20 protein-coding genes are annotated in these 20,884 nt (G+C 70.4%); 8 read left to right on the top strand and 12 right to left on the bottom strand.

What is annotated here, in order from left to right; genetic code table 11:
* Nucleotides 1–24: 24 nt before the first annotated feature.
* The 6 genes from ACIQM4_RS00930 to sbnB form a co-directional block, all read right to left on the bottom strand.
* Complete coding sequence (locus tag ACIQM4_RS00930) at nucleotides 25–303, bottom strand: acyl carrier protein (protein ID WP_401584154.1); 279 nt, start codon at nucleotides 301–303, stop codon at nucleotides 25–27.
* A 49-nt stretch (nucleotides 304–352) separates the two neighbouring features.
* Nucleotides 353–1,315, bottom strand: coding sequence for a LysR family transcriptional regulator (locus tag ACIQM4_RS00925; RefSeq protein WP_401584151.1), 963 nt, complete (start codon nucleotides 1,313–1,315; stop codon nucleotides 353–355).
* A 165-nt stretch (nucleotides 1,316–1,480) separates the two neighbouring features.
* Nucleotides 1,481–2,281 carry a BTAD domain-containing putative transcriptional regulator gene (locus tag ACIQM4_RS00920; protein ID WP_401584149.1) on the bottom strand — a complete coding sequence of 267 codons (801 nt, stop codon included), beginning with the start codon at nucleotides 2,279–2,281 and terminating at the stop codon, nucleotides 1,481–1,483.
* 169 nt (nucleotides 2,282–2,450) lie between these two features.
* Nucleotides 2,451–4,676, bottom strand: coding sequence for an MMPL family transporter (locus tag ACIQM4_RS00915; protein WP_401584146.1), 2,226 nt, complete (start codon nucleotides 4,674–4,676; stop codon nucleotides 2,451–2,453).
* 301 nt (nucleotides 4,677–4,977) lie between these two features.
* Nucleotides 4,978–5,955 carry a 2,3-diaminopropionate biosynthesis protein SbnA gene (sbnA, locus tag ACIQM4_RS00910; RefSeq protein ID WP_401584143.1) on the bottom strand — a complete coding sequence of 326 codons (978 nt, stop codon included), beginning with the start codon at nucleotides 5,953–5,955 and terminating at the stop codon, nucleotides 4,978–4,980.
* 15 nt (nucleotides 5,956–5,970) lie between these two features.
* Nucleotides 5,971–7,032: a 2,3-diaminopropionate biosynthesis protein SbnB gene (gene sbnB / locus ACIQM4_RS00905; protein WP_401584140.1), complete on the bottom strand. Its 1,062-nt coding sequence runs from the start codon at nucleotides 7,030–7,032 to the stop codon at nucleotides 5,971–5,973.
* 205 nt (nucleotides 7,033–7,237) lie between these two features.
* Between sbnB and ACIQM4_RS00900 the strand changes: the two genes are divergently transcribed.
* The 8 genes from ACIQM4_RS00900 to ACIQM4_RS00865 all read left to right on the top strand — a co-directional run bounded on the left by ACIQM4_RS00900 (nucleotide 7,238) and on the right by ACIQM4_RS00865 (nucleotide 15,729).
* Nucleotides 7,238–8,788 carry a tryptophan halogenase family protein gene (locus tag ACIQM4_RS00900; protein ID WP_401584138.1) on the top strand — a complete coding sequence of 517 codons (1,551 nt, stop codon included), beginning with the start codon at nucleotides 7,238–7,240 and terminating at the stop codon, nucleotides 8,786–8,788.
* A 31-nt stretch (nucleotides 8,789–8,819) separates the two neighbouring features.
* Nucleotides 8,820–10,103 (top strand): cation:proton antiporter, encoded by a 1,284-nt coding sequence (locus ACIQM4_RS00895; RefSeq protein ID WP_401584136.1) that lies wholly within the window; start codon nucleotides 8,820–8,822, stop codon nucleotides 10,101–10,103.
* Nucleotides 10,100–10,783: a flavin reductase family protein gene (locus ACIQM4_RS00890; protein WP_401584133.1), complete on the top strand. Its 684-nt coding sequence runs from the start codon at nucleotides 10,100–10,102 to the stop codon at nucleotides 10,781–10,783. Before ACIQM4_RS00895 ends, ACIQM4_RS00890 begins: the two co-directional genes overlap by 4 nt.
* A gap of 205 nt (nucleotides 10,784–10,988) precedes the next feature.
* Nucleotides 10,989–11,315 (top strand): ArsR/SmtB family transcription factor, encoded by a 327-nt coding sequence (locus ACIQM4_RS00885; RefSeq protein WP_401584130.1) that lies wholly within the window; start codon nucleotides 10,989–10,991, stop codon nucleotides 11,313–11,315.
* The gene (locus ACIQM4_RS00880) at nucleotides 11,312–11,545 is read left to right on the top strand and encodes a hypothetical protein (protein WP_401584127.1); all 234 of its coding nucleotides are present in this window, start codon (nucleotides 11,312–11,314) and stop codon (nucleotides 11,543–11,545) included. The genes ACIQM4_RS00885 and ACIQM4_RS00880 overlap by 4 nt, the downstream gene beginning before the upstream one ends.
* A complete protein-coding gene (locus tag ACIQM4_RS00875; RefSeq protein ID WP_401584124.1) occupies nucleotides 11,542–12,402 on the top strand; it encodes a sensor domain-containing protein in 861 nt (286 codons plus the stop codon). Before ACIQM4_RS00880 ends, ACIQM4_RS00875 begins: the two co-directional genes overlap by 4 nt.
* Complete coding sequence (locus ACIQM4_RS00870) at nucleotides 12,353–13,159, top strand: ABC transporter ATP-binding protein (RefSeq protein WP_401584121.1); 807 nt, start codon at nucleotides 12,353–12,355, stop codon at nucleotides 13,157–13,159. The genes ACIQM4_RS00875 and ACIQM4_RS00870 overlap by 50 nt, the downstream gene beginning before the upstream one ends.
* On the top strand, nucleotides 13,156–15,729 hold the full coding sequence (locus tag ACIQM4_RS00865; protein WP_401584119.1) for an FtsX-like permease family protein: 2,574 nt from the start codon (nucleotides 13,156–13,158) through the stop codon (nucleotides 15,727–15,729). The genes ACIQM4_RS00870 and ACIQM4_RS00865 overlap by 4 nt, the downstream gene beginning before the upstream one ends.
* A 223-nt stretch (nucleotides 15,730–15,952) precedes the next feature.
* On the opposite strand, the gene ACIQM4_RS00860 is transcribed toward ACIQM4_RS00865, so the two are convergent.
* From ACIQM4_RS00860 to ACIQM4_RS00835, 6 genes are all read right to left on the bottom strand, one after another.
* On the bottom strand, nucleotides 15,953–16,891 hold the full coding sequence (locus tag ACIQM4_RS00860) for an ATP-binding cassette domain-containing protein (RefSeq protein ID WP_401584116.1): 939 nt from the start codon (nucleotides 16,889–16,891) through the stop codon (nucleotides 15,953–15,955).
* 38 nt (nucleotides 16,892–16,929) lie between these two features.
* A complete protein-coding gene (locus ACIQM4_RS00855) occupies nucleotides 16,930–17,148 on the bottom strand; it encodes an MbtH family protein (protein ID WP_401584113.1) in 219 nt (72 codons plus the stop codon).
* A gap of 191 nt (nucleotides 17,149–17,339) precedes the next feature.
* On the bottom strand, nucleotides 17,340–18,884 hold the full coding sequence (locus ACIQM4_RS00850) for an amino acid adenylation domain-containing protein (protein WP_401584110.1): 1,545 nt from the start codon (nucleotides 18,882–18,884) through the stop codon (nucleotides 17,340–17,342).
* Nucleotides 18,885–18,897: 13 nt separating this feature from the next.
* Nucleotides 18,898–19,980, bottom strand: coding sequence for a TauD/TfdA family dioxygenase (locus ACIQM4_RS00845; protein ID WP_401584107.1), 1,083 nt, complete (start codon nucleotides 19,978–19,980; stop codon nucleotides 18,898–18,900).
* A 252-nt stretch (nucleotides 19,981–20,232) separates the two neighbouring features.
* The gene (locus tag ACIQM4_RS00840; RefSeq protein ID WP_401584105.1) at nucleotides 20,233–20,466 is read right to left on the bottom strand and encodes a hypothetical protein; all 234 of its coding nucleotides are present in this window, start codon (nucleotides 20,464–20,466) and stop codon (nucleotides 20,233–20,235) included.
* A 13-nt stretch (nucleotides 20,467–20,479) separates the two neighbouring features.
* Nucleotides 20,480–20,839: an ArsR/SmtB family transcription factor gene (locus ACIQM4_RS00835; protein WP_401584103.1), complete on the bottom strand. Its 360-nt coding sequence runs from the start codon at nucleotides 20,837–20,839 to the stop codon at nucleotides 20,480–20,482.
* Between the last annotated feature and the right edge of the window lie 45 nt (nucleotides 20,840–20,884).

Here is a 20,884-nt window from a genome sequence, read left to right as displayed (position 1 = left end):
GCTCCAGTCGTCCGGGGCCGAGGCCTAGCCGGCCTGCGCCGACTTGGCGGCGACGGCTTCCGAGACCACGGTGACGACACCGTCGAGGTTGACCATCCGGGCCAGCTCGGCCTGGTCGATGTCGGCCCCGAAGGCCCGCTCCAGCTGCGAGAGGATCTCGATGGCGCCCATCGAGTCGGCCTCGTGGTCCTCCTTGAAGCGACTGGTGTCGGTCATCTCCTCCGGTTCGATCTCCAGGATGTCGCAGATGATCGTCTTGATCTGAGCACGGCTGTCGGTGTCCAGCTGATTCGCGGTTGTCATGCCGACGATGCTGGCGAAGAGCCCTGACAGCGGGCTGATGCGGAACTGACTACGAGCTGACAGGCACCCGCCGGGGCAGCCCGAGCTCGGTGAAGTCCTGCGGATGCGCCGTGATCCAGGGCCAGTACAGGGGTACGGTGCGGGCGTACTCGCAGTAGTACTGGCGCACCGCTTCCACCAGTTTGCGCAGGGTGCCCCCGGCGACCGTGCCGCCGCGCCAGACCAGCAGGAGATCGACGGACTCCGACCAGTCGACCGGTACCAGCCGTACGTCGGGGGTGACCCCCGAGGGGGTGGTGAGCGCGGCCACGCCCATGTCCCGCACCCAGCTCATCGCCTCGCGGTGGCCGTCGACGTGGTGCAGGACGTCGAGCGGCCTGTGGTCGAGCATGGCGAACAGCCGCTTCTCCACGGCCTGGAACCAGTGGTCCTTGGAGTAGTGCACCCAGGACAGTTCGCCGAGGTCGCGGACGCCCACCCGGTCGCGGCCGGCCAGCGGGTGGTCGTGCGCGAGCGCCAGCCAGACCGGCTCCCGCACGATCACCGCCCTGCCCAGGGAGGGTTCGTCGAGCTCGGCGCGCAGGCCGGAGATCAGCGCGGCGGTGAGGTTGCCGCGCTGCAGCGCGTCCACGGCGGCGGCCGGGCCGAGCGTCTCGGTCTGCACCTCGACGGACGGCAGCGAGGCCTGGAGCGCACCGCGCAGCGTCGGCGGGGTCCACTCGGTGTTGCCGAAGCGCAGCGTGGCCGAGGTGGCCGCCGCCGCTTCGGCGATGACCTCGTCCGCGCGCCGCACCAGGTCGGCCAGCATGGGAATCAGCCGCTGCCCCAGCCCGGTCGGGGTCACGCCCGAGTGGGACCGGACGAACAGGGCGCCACCGACCGCTTTCTCAATGCGGCGCAACTGCGCGGTGAGGCTGGGCTGCGGCAGGTTGAGCGCGATCGCGCCCCGGGAAATGCTTCCGGCGGTGTCGATTGCAACCACTGTGCGAGCATGACGTAATTCGATGTCCATTACACCGGCCCCCCGTGATGGAAATCTCTGAAACGTACCGATGAACCTTACCCAGGGCACGCCGAATCCGTCCACCGACTACCTCTTGACGAGGAGTCAGGCGGACGGAGGGACAGGGGGCTCACAGTTTCAGGTAGCGGGGGTCCGATTCCGTTTGGCGGCTTTTCAGTAGGAAACCCGGCCGGCTTGAACGAGGGTCTGGCGGGGCTCGCCGAGCGCCTCGTCCTGCTTCAGGATGGCCTCGTAGACCCGGTGCAGGGCGCGCCCAGGCTCAAGGCCGAGGTCACTGGCGAGACGCCGGCGCGCGCCGTGGAACACCTCCAGGGCCTCGGACTGGCGCCCGTCGCGGTAGAGCGCGAGCATCAGCAGTTCACTGAGCCGCTCCCGCTCCGAATGCTCGTCGGCCAGCTGCCGCAGTTCGGAGACCGACACCCGGTGCGCCTCGGCCGCGAGTCTCGCCGTGGTCAGGTCTTCGTACGCGGTGATCCGCCGCTCTTCGAGGTGGGCGGCGCTGATCCGGCCGCGCAGCCCCTCGCAGGCGTCCGTCAGGGCCGGGCCCCGCCACAGGGCGAGTGCCTGCTCCAGCCTGCCGACGGCCTGCGCCGGGTCCCGGTGGACGAGTGCGGCGCCGGCTTCCGCCAGCTTGAGGAAGCGGTGGGCGTCGACCGTCTCGGGCGGTACGTCGAGGAGGTAACCACTGCCGACGGTACGGATCAGCGCACCTCCTTTGATTCCTGTGATCGATTCCAGATACTTGCGCAGCCTGCTGACATTCGCCTGCAGTGCATTTCGCGCATTCGCCATCTTCTTGTCCGCCCACAGTTCGTCCACAAGAAGGTCGGACGGGACAGTTTCACGTGGAGACAGTGCAAGTAGCGTAAGAACGGTGCTTTCCCGCTTCGAGGCCAGGACGTACTGCCTGTCGCCGAACGAGAGGAAAACTGAACCAAGAATTTGAATTTCCATTGTGTGCATCCCCCGTCATCGTCTGCCGGTGGCTCACATCCTGCCCAGCCCATCCGGACGAGGGAAATACCATCCGGGGCCGGGCGGGCCTGCCGGATGGTATGGCGGACGAAGGAGGGCGCCGAACCGGCGGGGGTTCCGGTCCGGCGCCCGTCTGTGGGCCGGTGGGTCAGCGGAGCTGGGCCACCGGGGCTTCGGGGACGGTCACAGGGGCTTCGGGGGCGCCGCTCTGGGCGCGCCGCATCCGGGTCGAGGGCCACCAACTGGCGTTGCCCAGCAGGATCATGGCCGAGGGAAGAATCATCACGCGGATGATGAAGGCGTCCAGGAGTACCGCGACCGCGAGGCTGAATCCGATCTGCTTCATCTCGGCGAGGTGCAGCAGGATGAAGCTGGAGAACACCGTCACCATGACGACCGCGGCACTGGTGACCACCTTCGCGGAACTCTCGATACCGTCCAGTACCGCCTTGCGGGTGGGTACTCCGCCCAGCGCCGCCTCCCTGATCCGGCTGACCACGAAGACCTGGTAGTCCATCGAGAGGCCGAAGAGGATCACGAAGAGGAACAGCGGTACCCGCGATCCGATCGCGCTGGTGGCGCTTTCGTCGAATCCGAAGAGGGTCGAGGCCAGTCCCCACTGGAAGAAGACGACCAGCAGGCCGAACGCGGCAGCCACGGAAAGCAGGTTGAGCAGCACACCGATCAGTCCGAGCACCACCGAGCCGAAGACCAGGGCGGTCAGCAGGAAGGTGAGCAGCAGCAGGAACCCGACGACCACCGGCAGCTTCGCGTTCTGGTGGTCGAGGTAGTCGGCGTCCTGCGCCGAGGTCCCGTCGACTCCGTACTCGGCGCCGGCGATCTTGCCGACCGTGGCCGGGATGTAGTCCTCCCGCAGGTGTTTCAGGGAGTCCTTGGTCTCGGCGGAGCTCAGCCGGTGCGGCACGCTCAGGTTCAGCACGCTCACCCGGCCGTCCGCCGATGTGCGCAGTTCGGGCTTCTTATTGGAGAAGGCGGGGTCCGCCTGGACCCGCTCGGTCAGCGCCCCGAGGGCGGCGCGCATCTCGTCCTGCTGGTCGGCCCCGACGCGTACGACCACCCAGTGCTCGGCGAGCATGTCGGGGAAGGCCTCGTTCAGCCGGTCGTACGTCTTCATCTCGGGGATCTCGCGGGAGTGGGTGTCCTTGTTCAGGACGCGCAGTTCCATGCCGAGCGCGGGGAGGGCGAGTCCGGCCATCACCAGCACCGACACCACGAGCGTGGCCACCGGGTGGTTGCGGGCGGGGCTCAGCAGGGCGGTCCAGAGCTTGCCGGTCTCCCGGGTGGACCTGCGCCGCTTGGGCGTCTTGCCCTGGGCCGCCGCACGGGCGGCCCGGCGGTCCTGCCGGTGTCCGATCTTGACCAGCAGGGCGGGCAGCACGGTGACGGAGCTGATCATCGCGGCGAACACCACCACGATGGTGCCGACGGCGAGCGAGGAGAAGATGACGTCGGTGGCCAGGAACAGCGTCGCGGTGGAGATGATCACCGCGAGTGCGGAGACCACGATCGCCCGGCCCGAGGTCGCGGCGGCGATGCCCACCACGGCTTCCGGGCTGAGCCGCCCGGCCGCCTTCTCCCGCTCCTCGCGTTCCCGCTTGAGGTAGAAGAGGGTGTAGTCGACGCCGACCGCCATGCCGATCAGCAGGATGACGTTCATTCCCACGCCGGTGTCGGGCAGCAGGTGCGAGGCGGCCATGTAGAGGCCGAAGGCGCCGGCGATCGAGGTGAGGGCGAGCAGCAGCGGCACGCCGATCATGATCAGCGAGCCGAACACGAGGAACAGCGTGATCAGGGTGACCGGGAAGGAGATCAGTTCGGAGGTCGCGAGGTCGGCGCTGCGCTGACTGTCGAGCCCCTTGCTGACGGAGGCGTCACCCGTCTCCTCCACGACCAGGTCGGGATGGGCGGCCTGCACCTGGGCGGTCTGCTCCAGCAGCGGGTCGACGAACTCCTTGACCTCCCGCTTGACGCCCTTCATGGTCACTTCGACCATGAGCATCTTTCCGTTCGCGGCCCGTGCGGGGGCGGCGACGTCCAGCACCTCGGGCAGCTTCTTCATCCGGGCCGTGAGGTCCTGGGCCGCGGTCTCGGCCTGCGCCTCGTCCAGCGGGCCGGACTTCGAGGTGATCATGATCTGCTCGGAGGGCCTCTCCAGGACCTTCGCCTCGGTCGCGATGGCCTCGGCGCGCCCCGACTCACCCACCTGGAAGTCCTGGGCGGTCGCGCTGTTGGTGCCGAGACCGATTCCCACAGCCAGGCACAGGGCGACGAACACGAACCATCCCGCGATGGCCCGGCCGGGGTGTAAGGCGCTCCAGCTCGCCACCCGGACGGTGATCGGCTGCTTCTCCACTGTGCCCAGCTCCTTGTGGTCGTCATGACTTCCCGACGTGTGTAAGAAAAGAATTACAGGTGCAGGCTCGGGCCGTCAACCGTAAGTCGGTACAAGGTGTGGGCGGATTCTGACCTTCCGGGGTGCGGACTGGCTTACGGGCAGGTGCGGACGGGCTTACGAGGGCCGGTGCGGGAGGGCGGCTCGGGAGGGCCGGCGCGCGCACCGGGAGGAGAAACAGCGCGGCTCCCCCCGCCGGGTCGGCGGGAGGAGCCGGATCAGGCCCTGGTGGCACCGGGTCGCGAAGGGCCGCCGCCGGCCGTCAGGCCGAGCCGACCGGGTCGAGGTCCAGGGCGTGGGCGCCGTAGATGTCACGGACCCAGTTGCTCTGGTACACGGAGTCGAGGTAGCGCTCGCCCAGGTCCGGGGAGATCCCCACGGCCGTGGCCGTCCCGTCGGGGCGGTTCGCCGCCAGCCAGCTCAGCGCCCCCGCGACGACGGTGCCGGTGGAGCCGCCGAGCAGGAATCCGCCCGCCGCCAGCCGGTGCAGGGCGCGCACCGACTCCACCTCGGGCACATGCACCACGTCGTCCACGAAGGACGGGTCGAGCAACTGCGAGCGCACACCGGAGCCGAGGCCGGGAATCATCCTGGGCCCCGGCGGGCCGCCGAAGTTGACGGAACCGACGGAGTCGACGGCGACCACGGTGACCGGGCGCCCCGACTCCTTGAAGTACCGCGCGCAGCCCATCAGGGTCCCGGTGGTGCCCGCTCCGACGAACAGCACGTCGAGCTCGGGGAAGTGCTCGGCGATGGAGGGCGCGGTGGTGCGGTGGTGGGCGATCCAGCTGTACGGGTTGGCGTACTGGTTGAGCCACAGGTACCGCTCGTCGGACGCGCACACCTTCCGTACGTAGTCGAGTCGCGCGCCGAGGAACCCCTCCTCGGGGTCCGGCTCGGTGACGATGTGCACCTCCGCGCCCACCGCCTCCATCAGCCGTCGGGTGGCGAGGTTGCAGCGGGTGTCCGTGACGCACAGGAACCGGTAGCCCTTGTTCGCCGCGATCATGCTCAGCGCCACCCCGAGGTTCCCCGACGAGGACTCCACGATGACCGAGTCGGGGGTGAGCACCCCTCTGCGCTCGGCGTCGGCGACCATGGCCGCCGCCGCCTTCAGCTTGACCGAACCCGCGAAGTTGAAGCCTTCGCACTTCAGGTAGAGCGAGCGGCCGAGTACGGACCTGAGGTCCAGATAGAGGTCGTCCAGGAGGAAGTCCTGGGGCGCCGAGATCACGGACACGGGAATCCCCTCGTTTCAGGAACGGGCACGGGGCGTACCGCCTCGTCCGTACCGGTCGACCTCGTGGAAGAAGCCGTCGACGACGTTCAGCTCGCCACGCGCCACCACCTCGTCGTACACGTGCTTGCCGACGGCCAGGTCCAGCACGCCAAGTCCGAACGGCGAGAAGATAACGGGCCGGTCGACGGGGACCTCGACCTTGCCGGTCAGCACGTCATGGAGCGTTCCGTCGATGAAGTCCCGGTTGCCGGTGAGCTGTTCGGTCAGGTGCGGCGAGGTGTCCGCCTTGAGGCAGTGCTCCACGTCGTCGACCACGTTCGCCGAGGCCAGCAGCACCTCGGGCGCCAGGTCGCGCAGCGAGACGTTGAGCACCACCGGGTTGTGGGCGAACCAGGCGGGCTCGCTGACGTGCGGAGCCGGCGCGACGGTCGCGAAGACGATCAGGTCGGACGCGCGGATCAGGTCCTCGGCCCGGTCGTGCAGGGTGATCCGCCCGCTCTCCCCGGAGTCCTCCAGGTACGAGCGGAAGCCGCCCGCGTACTCCGCCGACAGGTCGTGCACGCCCACCTCGTCGAAGGACCAGCCGGAGCCCGCCAGGTAGGAGTGGACATGGCGGGCGATGAGCCCGGTGCCCACGAAGCCGATCCGCCTCGGCCGGCCCCGGCCCTGCGAGAGCCGGTCGGCCGCCAGCGCGGCCGACGCCGCGGTGCGGGCGGCGCTGATGATGGAGCTCTCCAGACAGGCGAGCGGGTACCCCGTCGTGTGGTCGTTGAGGATCAGCACCGCGGAGGCCCGCGGTATGCCCGTGGCGACGTTCTCCGGAAAGCTGGAGATCCACTTCAGTCCGTCGACCCTGCTCGCGCCACCGAGGGAGGCGGGCAACGCGATGATGCGGGAGGAGGGACGGTCCGGAAAGCGGAGGAAGTACGACGGTGGGTTCACCGTGTCGCCCTCGCCGTGCACCCGGTAGGCCGCCTCCACCAGGTCGATGGTGCGCTTCTCCTGACCTGACAGGACGCGGTGCACCTGAATGCCAGGAATCACGGCGAACGGCGGAACCTGTGCGTGCTGCGTCATCCACAACTCCCTTGCGCCGGGCGGGCGGACCGTTGCCGCCCAGTGACCCGACCGACATGCTGCCGACTCCCCCTGACACAGTGCTGACGCATCACGGCGCCAAACATCCCCACCTGCAAGTTTCGTCGGCCGCTTAAGGACCTGGCCGGGGCTTTGCACGGCTTCTAGTCTCGGAAACTCGTGCAGCCACCGAACGGGAGTCAGCATGCTCAACAAAGTTGTGATTGTGGGCGGCGGAACAGCCGGATGGATGACCGCCTCCTACTTCAAGGCCGCATTCGGGGAACGAATAGACATCACCCTGGTGGAGTCCGGTCATATCGGCGCCGTCGGCGTCGGCGAGGCCACGTTCAGCGATATCCGTCACTTCTTCGAGTTTCTCGGACTCAAGGAGAAGGACTGGATGCCGGCCTGCAATGCCACGTACAAGCTCGCCGTCCGGTTCGAGAACTGGCGGGAGAAGGGCCACTACTTCTACCACCCCTTCGAGCAGATGCGCTCGGTCAACGGCTTCCCGCTGACCGACTGGTGGCTGCAGAACGGTCCTTCCGACCGGTTCGACAAGGACTGCTTCGTCATGCCCTCGATCATCGACGCCGGGCTCAGCCCCCGGCACCTCGACGGCAGCCTCATCGACCAGCCCTTCGTCGAGGGCGCGGACGAGATGCAGGGCCTGACGATGTCCGAGCACCAGGGCAAGACGCAGTTCCCGTACGCCTACCAGTTCGAGGCGGCGCTGCTGGCCAAGTACCTGACGCAGTACTCGGTGGAGCGGGGCGTCAAGCACATCACCGACGACGTGCTGGACGTCTCCCTCGACGACCGCGGCTGGATCTCCGGGGTCACCACCAAGGAGCACGGCGAGGTCACCGGTGACCTGTACATCGACTGCACCGGATTCCGCGGGCTGCTGCTGAACAAGGCCCTGGAAGTGCCTTTCATCTCCTACCAGGACACCCTGCCCAACGACAGCGCGGTCGCCCTCCAGGTGCCGATGGACATGGAGCGCCGCGGAATTCTGCCGTGCACCACCGCCACCGCCCAGGACGCCGGATGGATCTGGACGATTCCGCTGATGGGCCGCGTCGGTACGGGTTACGTGTACGCCAAGGACTATCTCTCCCCCGAGGACGCCGAGCGCACCCTGCGTGAATTCGTCGGCCCCGCCGCCGCGGACGTCTCGGCCAATCACATCAAGATGCGCATCGGGCGCAGCGAGAATTCCTGGGCGAACAACTGCGTGGCCATCGGCCTCGCCAGTGGATTCGTGGAGCCGCTGGAATCCACCGGAATTTTCTTCATCCACCACGCGATAGAGCAGCTCGCCAAGAACTTCCCCAACGAGGACTGGAACCCCACCCAGCGCGACCTCTACAACGACTCCATCGCCCATGTGATGGACGGCGTGCGGGAATTCCTGGTGCTGCACTACGTCGCGGCGAAGCGCTCGGACACCCAGTACTGGCGCGACACCAAGACCCGGCAGATCCCGGACTCGCTGGCCGAGCGCCTGGAGCGGTGGAAGACCCAGCTGCCCGACTCCGAGACGGTCTACCCGTACTACCACGGTCTGCCGCCGTACTCGTACATGTGCATCCTGCTCGGGATGGGCGGCATCGACCTCAAGCCGTCGCCGGCCCTCGCGCTCTCCGACCCCGGCGCGGCCCAAAGGGAGTTCGAGGAGATCCGCGAGAAGACGCGTCACCTCAGCGGGACGCTGCCGAAGGCGTACGACTACTTCGCCCAGATGCACTGACCGGGCCGCAGGCCGGGAAAGGTACTTCGCCATGGATGTGCCGCACCTCCTGACCACCGCCGCGCACGTGGCGGGAGCACTGACCGTGGTGCTGCTCACCGCCTGGGCCGGACGCAGGGCCGCCCGGCTGCTGCGCCAGCCGGAGGTCATCGGGGAGATCGTGATCGGGCTGCTGCTCGGGCCCGCGCTGATCGCCCTGCTCGGACCCGACGTGTTCGACCGCGTGCTGCCGGGGCCGGTGTTCGCCACCCTGCGGCTGCTCGCCGAGGCGGGCCTGGTGCTCTTCCTGGTCGGTCTGGCCCACAAACTGCAGCCGGGCGCCGACGGACCGCCGCGCCGCGCCACCTTCTGGGTGGCGGCCGGTTCCCTCGTCCCGCCGTTGCTGACCGGCGCGCTGATGACCGGCATCATCCTGCTCACCGACGACACCGCGGCGCGCGGCGGCGCACCGCTGCCCGCCTTCTTCCTGATGGTGGCGGTGTCGATGTCCATCACCGCGGTGCCGGTGATGGCCAGGATCCTGGCCGACCGCGGGATGAGCGGGTCGGCGGCCGGCCGGCTGGCACTGACCGCGGCGATCACCATCGACGGGGTGGGCTGGCTGCTCCTGACGCTCGCGATCAGTCTGGGCGCCGGCGACCTCGACGGTACCCTGCACTCGCTGCGGGCCCTGCTGGTCGGCGCGGTGTGCGCACTGGCGGTCAGGTTCGCGCTGCGTACCAGGACCGCCCAGCTCGCCTGCGTACGGCTGCCGCGGACCGTCGCGGTGCTGCTCGGTGCGGCGGCGCTCGCCGTGGCGCTGACCGTGGAACACCTCGGCATGACGGCGATACTCGGCGCCGCCATGGTGGGCCTGGCGATACCCGCGGACGAGAAGGCCCCCTGGGCGGGCGCGGTGACCACCCTCTCCAGGGCGGGCGGCGCGCTGGCTCCCGCGTTCTTCGTCGTCGCCGGCATCACCGTGCTCAACGGCGCCTTCGGCCAGGCCTCCTGGACGCTGATCGTCTCGGCGATCGTGCTGGCCTGCCTCGGCAAGGGTGTCGGCGGCTACCTCGGGGCGCGACTGGGCGGTCAGTCACTGGGCACGTCCCGCCGGATCGCCGTACTGATGAACACCCGGGGCCTGACCGAACTCATCGTGCTCCAGGCCGGCTTCAGCGCCGGGATCCTGACGGCGCCCCTGGTACTGGCCCTGGTCGTGATGGCACTGGTGACCACGGCCATGACCGGGCCGCTCCTCGGCCTCCTCGATCGCAGGGGGACCGCCCCCGCGGCCGGCAAGGCCGCCGTAGCGACGGAAGGCAGTGTCCGATGACCGAACCCACCACGAGGACGCCCCAGCCCACCACGGAACCGACCACGCGGGACGCCGGGCCGGCCGACCGGGCCACCACCGCGGTGGCAGCGACCGACCCGGCCACCGCGGTGGTGGCAGCGGCGACCGAACTGACCGAGCGCGCCTTGGAGGTGGCCGCCGAACTGACCGAGCGCGCGTCGGACCTGCCCGCCGACGCGACGCCCAGCAGCTTCCGGACGATGATGAGCGGCTTCCCCACCGGCGTCTGCGTGGTCACCGCTTTCGACGGCACGGGGGCACCGCGCGGCATGACGTGCTCCTCGGTGTGCAGCGTCTCGCTGGAGCCCCCCACGCTGCTGGTCTGCCTGCGCCGTGGCAGCCCCACCCTCGACGCCGTCCTGGAGGCAGGCAGGTTCACGGTGAACCTGCTGCACGAGGGCGCCCAGGACACGGCGGAGCTGTTCGCCTCGGGCAACCCGGACCGGTTCCTGATGACCTCCTGGGAAGGGGAGCCGCGCACGGGCGGCCCCCAACTGGTGAAGGACGCGCACACGGTGGCCGACTGCGACGTCGTACTGACCCAGCGGATGGGCGACCACGTCACCGTCTTCGGCGCGGCCCGCCGGATCTCCACGGGGCAGGCCCAGCCGCCGCTGCTCTACGGTCTGCGCCAGTTCCGCGCCTGGTCCGCGGTCTGAGGGCGGCCCCCACCGCGCCCACCCTCAACTCCCGCGATCCACGGCCCCTTTACCTACAGTGCTGCCGGGTCCGGCCCCACCCCGTGGGGCCGGACCCGTCGCGCGTGTCCCGCCCAAAACGCCACCCACGACTTACGGTTGACAGGTTTTCAGTGCATGTGTAAGTCTCAACTTACACACTCCGACCTGCTGATGAGGATGTCCCATGACGAGCGAGGACCTGCTGGCAGTTCTCGCCGCCGTGGGGCACGCACAGCGCCTGCGCGTCATCGCCGAACTCGCCACGGGACAGCTGTACGTGAGCGAGCTGGCCCGCCGGCTCAAGATCTCCCGGCCCCTGCTCTACATGCACCTGGAACGCCTGGAGCAGGCCGGGATAGTCGTCGGCCACCTGGAACTCTCCGACTCAGGCAAGGCGCTGAAGTATTTCGAACTGGCAGAGTTCCACTTGCACTTGACCATAGAAACCGTCGTTGCGGCTGTCGCGGCAGACACACAAGAGCGCAGTGACGCGAAGGGAACCCCCACATGACCGGCGCCGTCATCACCATCGCCATCATCCTCATCCTCGTCGGTGGCAGCACAGCGGGCGTGATCTCGTACTTCAGGCTGCAGCGCCATCGCGCCGACGCGGTCGCCATGGCCCACTACCGCAAGCTGGCCGAGCAGTCGACCGCCCAACTCGACGTCCTGCAGGACCGGCTGTCCCTGATCGACGGCCGCCTCAAGGAGATCGAGAGCCTGCTGCGGAGCGTCGGATGAACCGGCAGCCCGCGACGGAGCACCGGCCGGGCCGGGTGCTCAGGACGGCTCGACTGCTGCCGCTGCCCGCGAACCCCCGGCGGACGCTGCTCTCCGCCGCCCCCTGGCGGGCGACCGGCTACCTCGCGAGCCACCTGGTGGTGGGATCGCTGCTGTTCGTGGTGACGGCCGCCGCCCTGGTCGCGGCCTTCGCGTTCAGCCAGCTCACCATCACGGTGGCGCTCACCATCGGCTCGGCCTGGGTGGTGCGCTGCTGCGCCCAGGTCGAGCGGGGCCGGGCGGTGCTGGTGGACGAGCCGATTCCCTACGTGTACCGACTGGCCGCGGAACCGGGCCTCTCCGGGCACATCAACGCCCGCTGGACCGACCCGGTGATCTTCCGGGACCTCACCTATCTGCTGCTGGCGTTCCCGTTCCTGCTGTTGGTGGACGTGATCGTGCTGGCGCTCTGGCTGCCCGTCCTCGCGGGTGTGGCGCTGCCGCTGTGGTTCTGGACGGTCGACAACCTCCAGGCGGACGGGAGTTACCACACCGGTGTACGCCTCGGCCCGTCCGACGGCACCCGCATCGGGTGGTGGATCGACTCCTGGCCCGCCGCGCTGATCGCCTCGGCCGTCTTCCTGGCCGTCGCCCTGTACGCCTCCCGCGCGGTGGTGGCAGCCGCCCGGCTGAACCTGACCATCGCCCACGCCCTCCTGCGGCCTCCCCCCGACCCGCTCGCACACGCCAAGCGGGTGCTCGCCGAGCCGGGCCCGCTGAACCTCACTCTCCCGGCCTACGGGCCCACGCATCCGAAGGACTTGACCCATGAACGGGATCGCAGCCCCACCGGCAGCTCAGGAAGTCGTACGGCTTGACGCCGTACGCAAGGTGTACGGCGGACCGAAGAACGAGGTGGCCGCTCTCAACGGGGTGAGCATCGGGCTCGGCCAGGGCACCTTCACCGCGGTGATGGGCCCCTCGGGATCGGGCAAGAGCACCTTTCTGCACTGCGCGGCCGGCCTCGACCGGCCGACGTCGGGGACGGTCATGCTCGACGGCGTCGACCTCTCGCCGCTCAAGGAACGCCAGTTGACCAAGTTGCGCCGCGAGCGGATCGGCTTCATCTTCCAGGCGTTCAACCTGCTGCCCGCCCTGACCGTGCTGGACAACGTCACCCTGCCCCTGCGGCTGGCGGGCACCAGGCCCAAGAAGGCCGCGGTCAACGAGGTGCTCGAACGGGTCGGCCTGGCCGGCAAGCGCACCAGCAGGCCCGGCGAGCTCTCCGGCGGACAGCAGCAACGCGTGGCCATCGCACGGGCGTTGATCACCCAGCCCGCGGTGATATTCGGTGACGAGCCGACCGGCGCACTGGACACCTACACCGCGCGCGAGGTCCTGACCCTGCTGCGCGAGGCCGTGCAGTGGGGCGGCCAGACCATCGTGATGGTCACCCACGACCCGGTGGCCGCGTCACACGCCGACCGGGTGCTCTTCCTCGCCGACGGCCAGCTGGTCAGCGCCCTGGAGCGGCCGACCGCCGACCAGGTCGCCGAGCAGATGACGCACCTCGGCGCCTGGGGCAACCGGACCGCCGCCACCGCACCGCAGGCCGGGCACGGGGTGCACCGGTGATCAGGATCGCGCTGCGCACCCTGCGCTTCCACAAGGGCGGCTTCCTCGCGTCGTTCATCGCGCTGTTCTTCGGCGCCGCGATCGTGATCGGCTCCGGCGGCCTGCTGGAGACCGGCCTGCACAACGCCGCCCCGCCCAAGCGGCTGGCCGGCGCCCCGATCGTGGTCACCGGTGACCAGCTGTACCCCGGTAGCCAGAGCGGCGAGCTGTTCGCCGAGCGCATCCGGCTGGACGCGAAGCTGGCCGGCACCATCGCGGCGGTGCCCGGCGTCGGCGAGACGGTACCCGACGTGTCGTTCCAGGCCGCCCTCACGGACGGCAGCGGCAAGCAGGCCGGCCAGAAGGTGACCGGGCACGGCTGGGCCTCCGCCCGCCTCACCCCGTACAAGCTCACCGAGGGCTCCCCGCCGGCCGGCGCCCGCCAGGCGGTCGTCGGCGCGGGTCTGGCCGAGCAGGCCGGCCTGAGCGTCGGCGACAAGCTCCCGCTGCTGGTGCACGGCGCAGCCGAGAGCTACGAGATCTCCGGTCTGAGCACCGGCCCCGACGGGGCGAGCAGCGTCTTCCTCGCCGACGCGGAGGCCGCCCGGGTCACCGGACGCCCCGGCGCCGTCGACTCCTTCGGCGTCTTCCCCGCCGCGGGCGCCGACCTCGGCGCGGTCCGCGAGAGCCTGGCGAAGGCCGTCGTCGGCAAGCAGGCCACCGTGACCACCGGCGACGACCGCGGCCGGGCGGAGAACCCCGACGTCATCGCCGACGGCGGCGACCTGGTCAGCCTCGCCGCCGCCTTCGGCGGGCTGTCCGCGATGGTCACCGTGTTCGTCGTCTCCAGCACCCTGGGACTGTCCATCCAGCAGCGGCAGCGCGAGATGGCGCTGCTCCGCGCGATCGGCACCACCCCCGGCCAGCTCCGCCGGCTGATCCTCGGCGAGACCGTGTTCGTCGCGGCCATCGCCACCGCGCTGGCCTGCTGGCCGGGGCCCTCGGTCGGCAGCTGGCTGCTCAGCGCGTTCGCCGACGCCGGTGTGGTGCCGGAGGCGATCGAGTACCGGGCAGGCTGGGTACCGCTCGCCGTCGGCGCGGGCACCGCGATGCTCACCGCGGTGGGCGCCGCCTTCATCGCCGCCCGCCGCGCGGCCCGTACCCGCCCCACCGAGGCGCTCTCCGAAGCAGCCCTGCAACACCGCTGGTTCAGCGGTGTCCGGCTGGTCTTCGCACTGCTCTGCCTGGGCGGCGGAACCGCGCTCGCCATGGTCACCGCCAACATGGACGGCCCCGAGGCGGGCAGTACGGCCACTCCGGCGGCGATGCTGTGGACGGCGGGCGTGGGCCTGCTCGGGCCCGGCCTCGCCAAGGGCATCGCGGCCGCGCTGCACGGACCGGTGCGTGCCGTGTCCGGGCTGGCCGGCCGGCTCGCCATGCTGAACACGAAGGTACGCACCCCCCAGTTGGCCGGTGCGGTGATGCCGGTCATGCTCGCCACCGGTCTGGCCATCGCCCTGATCTATCTGCAGACCACCCAGGCCAGCGGTTCGGAACGGGCCTTCGACGAGAGTCTGCGCGCCGACCTGGTCGTCACCTCCGACTCCGGCGGGCTGCCGCTCGACGCGGTGGACACCATCCGTGCGCAGCCCGGGGTGGCCGCGGCGTCCGCCCAGATCCCCAGCCTCGGATACATCGAGCCCAAGGGCGCCCCCGCGGTGCCCCCGCCGGTCGACGAGAACGCGGACGGCGAAGAGGTGGAACGGCCGGAGCCGGTCGCGGTGTCGATGCAGGGCATCACCCCAGAAGGCCTCACCCGCACCACCGCCTTCCGGGCGTCCCAGGGCAGTCTCGACGCCCTCCGGGGCAACACCGTCGCGCTGCCGACCCGCTACACCGACGGACGCAAGATCGGCGACAAGGTGCCGATGCGGCTCGGCGACGGCAGCCGGGTCGTCCTGGAACTGGTCGCCACGGTCGAGGGGAAGCGCGGTTACGAGACCGCGCTGCTGCCGGCCTCGGTACTGGTCGCGCACACGGACACCGGGCTGGTCCCGCAGATCATGGTGAGCGCCGAACCGGGCACCGACCAGGCGAAGCTCGCGGGCACGCTGTCCGCACTCGCCGCCTCCCAGCCGGGGCTGCGGGTGGCCGACCGGGAGGCGCTCACCCTGGTGCGCGCGGACCAGGACGACACCCAGAGCTGGATGGCGTACCTGCTGCTCGGTGTGGTCGTCGGATACGCGACGATCGCGCTGGTCAACACCCAGGTGCTGTCGACGACCGAGCGCCGTCGGGAGTTCATGCTGCAGCGGCTGATCGGCTCCACCCGCCGTCAGGTGATGCAGATGATGACGGTCGAGGCGGTACTGGTCGCGGTGGCCGGTATCGTGCTGGGCGTGCTGGTCGCCCTGCTGACGCTGGTGCCGCTGAGCATGAGCGTGCTGGGGTCGGCGGTGCCCGACGGTTCACCGTGGATCTTCGTCACGGTGGTCGTCGCCGCACTCGGCCTGACCCTGGGCACGACCCTCCTGGCCTCCGCAGCCGTCCTGCGAAGCCGCCCCGGCGACGTGGTGGGCGCCCGGGAGTAACCCCCGCGACGCACCACCCAACTCACCCACGAAGAACCCCCGGCGGGGCCCGCCGGGGGTTCTTCGTGGGAGGGTGGCCTTCGCGAGGTGGGGGAACCGCCCGTAACAACCGCTACGCGGGGGAAGGCGTTCAGCAGCGCCGTCGCAAATGCCGCCGCACCGGGCCGATGTGGCCCGGTGCGGCGGCGATGTGGTCCGGTGCGGCGCCGGCGTGTGGCTGGGGTCAGGCCGACTTGCCGGTGAGCGTGACGAACACGTCGTCGAGCGTCGGTCTGCGCAGTGCGAAGTCGGCGACCTCGATGTTGTCCTCCTGCAGGGCGAGTGCCGCGCTCGCGAGGCCTCCCGTCCCGTCCCCCAGGGCGACGCTGATGAGTCCCTTGTCGAGCTCCACGGACGGCTCGTCGCCCGTGGCCCTGCGCAGCGCGCGCACCGCGGCGGGAACGCTCTCCCGCTGCACCACCGACACCTCCAGGCGCTCCTCGCCGACCTTCCGCTTGAGCGCGTCCGGAGTGCCGTCGGCGATCACGCGGCCGGAGTCGATGACCGTGATCCGGTCCGCGAGGAAGTCCGCCTCCTCCAGGTACTGCGTGGTGAGCAGCACGGTCACCCCGTCGGTGACCAGTTCCCTGACCACCGTCCACAGACCCATCCTGCTCACCGGGTCGAGGCCGGTGGTGGGTTCGTCCAGGAAGAGCACCGAGGGCGTCGCGACCAGGCAGGCCGCCAGGTCCAGGCGCCGTCGCATGCCGCCCGAGTAGGTGTGTGCCGGGCGGTCGCCGGCCGCGGACAGGTCGAACCTCTCCAGCAGCCGCGCCGCACGTTCCCGGGCGGCGCGCCTGCCCAGGTGCAGCAGGGTGCCGATGAGCACGAGGTTCTCGCGGCCGGTGAGCATCTCGTCCACGGCCGCGTACTGGCCGGCGAGTCCGATCCGGCGTCGTACCTCATGTGGTTGGCGCACCACGTCGTACCCGGCCACCTCGGCGCGCCCGCCGTCCGGCTGGAGCAGCGTCGCCAGCATCCGCACCGTCGTCGTCTTGCCGGCGCCGTTCGGGCCGAGCAGGCCGAGCACCGTGCCGGCCGGGACCTCCAGGTCCACCCCGCCAAGTGCTTCGGTCTGCTGGTAACTCTTGCGCAGGCCCTCTGCCTGAATCGCCATTCCCACAGCTGTTCCTCCGGCTCCCGGGCTGTCCGACCGGACCGTCAAGCGACCTGAGCGCCGGTGGCTTCGCGCAGACTGCGCGGCCGCATGTCCGTCCAGTTCTCCTCGACGTAGGCGAGCGCGGCCTCGCGCGGGCCCTCGCCGAGGACGACCGTCCAGCCCTCGGGCTGCTGGGCGAAGGCAGGCCAGAGGGAGTGCTGGCCCTCGTCGTTCACCAGCACGAGGAACGTTCCGTCCTGGTCGTCAAAGGGGTTCGACACGTCACACACTCCGTATCCAAGTCGTTGGGTGCGGGCGCCCCGACGGTCCGCGGTCCGGCGTCGGGGCCCTGGGCCCGCCCCCTCATGATCCTGGCCGGCGCTGACAGGGCGCTGACCGTCTTCTGACAGCCGGGCCAGGGCCTCGTACGGCGCACCGCGCCTCAGCCGGGGCCTCGTACGGCGCACCGTACTCACTCCTCGGCCTGCCGCCGGGTCGCCGCGACGTCGCACTTGCCGTTGGCGTTGACCACGATCTCCCTGACCACCCGCACGGACTGCGGTACCAGTGCCGAAGGAAGCGCCGCTGCAAGGGACTTGCGCACCACCTCCGCGAACTGGGCGCCGTCGGTGCGCGGTCCCGAGGGGCGGACGAACAGCTCCAGGCTGTCCACCGGGCCGCGGGTGATGTCGAAGGCGGCGTCGGCGACACCGGGTACGGCCAGTACGTGGTGGCGCAGCTCGCCGAGTTCGACCCGGTGGCCGTTGACCTTCAACTGGTCGTCGCCGCGGCCGAGGTACAACAGGGCTCCCTCCGGCAGGAGTTCCACCATGTCGCCGGTGCGGTACGCCCGCCCCGGTTCGCCGCCGAGGTCGCGCTCGTCGATGAACTTGGCGCCGAAGCCCTGGTCGCCGAGGTACCCCGCGGCCACCGCACGGCCCGCCACGACCAGTTCGCCGGGGCTGCCGGGCGGCACCGGCCGCAGCTGCTCGTCCACCACGTAGGCCCTGGTGTTCCAGGCGGGCGTGCCGATCGGCACCGTCGGGGTCGCGGGCACACGGGTGTTGTCGAAGCGGTACGCGCAGCAGCCGATGGTGGTCTCGGTGGGGCCGTAGTGGTTGACCAGGCGCACGCCGTCGACGCGCGGGCCCAGCGCGGTGATCAGCGCCGGGTCGAGGCCCTCGCCGCCGAACATGAGCAGCCGGGTCGCCAGGTCGTAGCGCGGCGGCTCGGCCAGCACGTCGAAGAAGCGGGCGTGCGACGGCGTCATCTTGATGAAGGTGTACGGCTCGTCCCGCGCGCCGAAGAGGGCGCCCTGGTCGTGCAGTCCCGCGACGGTGACCACGCGGCGGCCCTGGGAGAGCGGCACCCACAGCGAGGTCATCGCCAGGTCGAAGCCGAGGCTGCCGAAGAGCGGGCTGCCGCTGCCCGCGCCGCCCACGAGCTCCCCGCACCAGGACACGTAGTTGGCCAGCGAACCGTGTGCGACCATGACGCCCTTGGGGGTGCCGGTCGACCCGGAGGTGAAGACCACGTACGCGATGTCCTCGGCGGCCGGCAGCGAACGTTGCGGAGGTGCGGCGGCGTCGGCGAGCGCCCGTACGTCGACGACCGGCACGTCCACGGCGGGCAGCAGGCCCGTGGCCGCCGCACCGTCGTGGACCAGTGCGGCCGGCGCCGATCCGGCGAGCACGGCGGCGGTCCGCTCCCCCGGGTGCGCCGGGTCGATCGGCACGTAGGCCGCGCCGAGAGCCATCACGGCGAGCGCGGCGGCCGTCGTTCCGGCGGTCCGGTCGGCCCACAGGGCGACCCGGTCACCGGGCGCCACGCCTGCCTCCGCGAGGGCCGCGGCGACCACGAGCGCGCGGTGCCACAACTGCCCGTAGGTCACGTAGGATCCGGCGCTCTCCACAGCAACGGCGTCCGGCCGCAGCACGGCGTGCTCCCGCACCATCCGGACCACTGAGTCCGCTTCGACGCGGCGGACCGCACCGGAGATAAAGCTGGTGTGTGCCACTGACGAGGCCTTCCTACTCCTGGTGCCCGGCTGCGGACCGGCCGGCCATCAGTGGCCCGGCCGACGGCTGTTCGGATGCGGATACGGATGCGGATACGGAAGCGGTTGCTCCGGCCGGATGGCCGGCGGCCACCTCGTCGCGCGAGACCATGTCGCCCATCGCGACGATGATCTTGCGTTCGCCCTCGAAGGGGTCCCGGCCGTGCGAGACGAGCATGTTGTCGATGACCACGACGTCTCCCCGCTCCCAGGCGAAACGCTGCGCCAACGAGTCGTAGAGGGAACGCAGTTGAGTGATCGTGGCGCTGTCGATCGGCGAGCCGTCGCCGAACGTCGCGCTGCGCGGATAGGCGCTCTCGTCGTCCCCGAACAGGGAGCTCATCACGTCCCGCACCGAGGGCTCCAGGCAGGCCGTGTGGTGCAGGAAGAGCTGGTTGAAGAAGACCGTCTCCCCGGTGCCGGGGTGCCGGATCACGGCGGGCGCCGTCTGCCGGGTGCGCAGCGTGCCGTCGGGCCGCCACTCGCACTCCACGCCCTGGGCCAGGCAGCGCCGCTCCACCTCGGCCCGGTCGGTGGTGGAGAACATCTGTTCCCAGCCGACGTCGAGCCCCGGGATGAAGTTGCGTACGTAGCGGATGCCGAGCTTCTCGAAGCGGGTGCGGAGCTCGTCGGGCAGTGCGGCCCACACCTTGCGGCCGTCCACGATCGGGGTCGCGCCGCCCTGGGCCGCGGGCTGTACGCAGCAGAAGAACTGCCGGTTCGGCCACTGCGGCATGTGCGAGCTCTCGTGGTGGAAGAGGATCGACTGCTGCGCCGGGTACGGGGTCGACTTGTAGACGCGGTCGGCGTCCTTCTCGTGCGGCAGGTCGCCGTAGTCGCCGTAGAGGGTGCTCACCAGCGAGGCCGCCAGCACCTCGAACGCGTCCGCGTCCTCGACGCCGAAGCCGCGCAGCAGTACGGCCCCGTGCTCCCGCAGCAGCCCGTCGACGGCCGGGCGGTGCTCCGCCGCCCAGGCCACGGCGTCCGGGGCCGGTGCCTCGCACCGGAGCAGTGGTGGGTGGGTGGTGTCGTTCAGGTAGACGCCAGGACCGAACATCCCTGATCATCCCTTCCTCTCGTGGGTCGCAGACACGCCGCTGCCTCGCCCGAGGCCGCTTCGCTACCGACGGAGTGGTGCGCGCCGGGAACGCGGCGGCACCGTGGGACGTAATGGGGCTTCCAGTCGTACATCAACAGGCGTGGCCCGGTGCTCAGCAGGAACGGGCACCACCCTAGGTTCGGCGCAACGCTCGGGCCACGCCCTTAAGCACTCGACGAAAGTCGCAGGCCGGCGCCGGTGCGCGGCCGGTCAGTCGACGCTGCGCAGCAGCCCTTCCACGGCCTCCACCCGGTTCCCCAGCCCGGCCAGCTGGTCGTGCAGGGCCCGCTGGCCCGCCACCGCCTCCTCCGCCAGCCGGCGGTACTCGGCCAGGGCGACGGCGTCGGCGCGGTGGCGCTGCAGCCGGAAGTAGGCGACCGCGCTCACCGTGATGCCTCCCACGACGATCAGGACGATGGCAATGGTGATCACGGCACCGGTCATGTGCTGCTCTCTTTCAGTTCTCTGAGGTCTTCGGGTCCGCCGGCCCCGCGACGGCGCCCGCCTCCCCGGCCTCCGCCGCGGCCTCGTCCGCCAGGACCGCCGCAAGGATCGTATCGACGTTCAGCTGCAGCTCGAACGGGGCCAGCTCGAAGTACTTGAGTGCCTTGCCGTCCTCCGAGAGCTCCAGGTTGCCGACCACGATCCCGGCCTTCTCCAGCCGCTCCAGATGCATGTAGAGGAGCGGCCGGGACACCTTGAGCCGGCGGGCCAGCTCGCTGACGTACATCCGGCCCTCGGAGAGCTCGACGATGACCCGGAGGCGCTGTGCGTGGCCAACGGCGGCGAGGACAGCCAGAAGCTCCTCACTGGTCATGATCCACCTCTGGCATTCGGGCTCCGGCGTTCGGTCTCCGCGTTC

Source organism: Streptomyces sp. NPDC091272 (genome assembly GCF_044757485.1).
In the GTDB taxonomy this organism is placed as follows: Bacteria; Actinomycetota; Actinomycetes; order Streptomycetales; family Streptomycetaceae; genus Streptomyces.
The sequence above is the reverse complement of the archived record's forward strand: the minus strand, read 5'-3'. Positions and strand labels throughout refer to the sequence as shown.

Bases quoted from the DNA above. Each gene is read 5' to 3' on its own strand.
- sbnB (WP_401584140.1), bottom strand. From the start codon at position 7,032: ATGACGCAGCACGCACAGGTTCCGCCGTTCGCCGTGATTCCTGGCATT.
- ACIQM4_RS00920 (WP_401584149.1), bottom strand. From the start codon at position 2,281: ATGGAAATTCAAATTCTTGGTTCAGTTTTCCTCTCGTTCGGCGACAGG.
- ACIQM4_RS00835 (WP_401584103.1), bottom strand. From the start codon at position 20,839: ATGACCAGTGAGGAGCTTCTGGCTGTCCTCGCCGCCGTTGGCCACGCA.
- ACIQM4_RS00845 (WP_401584107.1), bottom strand. From the start codon at position 19,980: ATGTTCGGTCCTGGCGTCTACCTGAACGACACCACCCACCCACCACTG.
- ACIQM4_RS00880 (WP_401584127.1), top strand. From the start codon at position 11,312: ATGACCGGCGCCGTCATCACCATCGCCATCATCCTCATCCTCGTCGGT.
- ACIQM4_RS00900 (WP_401584138.1), top strand. From the start codon at position 7,238: ATGCTCAACAAAGTTGTGATTGTGGGCGGCGGAACAGCCGGATGGATG.
- ACIQM4_RS00875 (WP_401584124.1), top strand. From the start codon at position 11,542: ATGAACCGGCAGCCCGCGACGGAGCACCGGCCGGGCCGGGTGCTCAGG.
- ACIQM4_RS00895 (WP_401584136.1), top strand. From the start codon at position 8,820: ATGGATGTGCCGCACCTCCTGACCACCGCCGCGCACGTGGCGGGAGCA.
- ACIQM4_RS00930 (WP_401584154.1), bottom strand. From the start codon at position 303: ATGACAACCGCGAATCAGCTGGACACCGACAGCCGTGCTCAGATCAAG.
- ACIQM4_RS00890 (WP_401584133.1), top strand. From the start codon at position 10,100: ATGACCGAACCCACCACGAGGACGCCCCAGCCCACCACGGAACCGACC.
- ACIQM4_RS00840 (WP_401584105.1), bottom strand. From the start codon at position 20,466: ATGACCGGTGCCGTGATCACCATTGCCATCGTCCTGATCGTCGTGGGA.
- ACIQM4_RS00925 (WP_401584151.1), bottom strand. From the start codon at position 1,315: ATGGACATCGAATTACGTCATGCTCGCACAGTGGTTGCAATCGACACC.
- ACIQM4_RS00885 (WP_401584130.1), top strand. From the start codon at position 10,989: ATGACGAGCGAGGACCTGCTGGCAGTTCTCGCCGCCGTGGGGCACGCA.
- ACIQM4_RS00870 (WP_401584121.1), top strand. From the start codon at position 12,353: ATGAACGGGATCGCAGCCCCACCGGCAGCTCAGGAAGTCGTACGGCTT.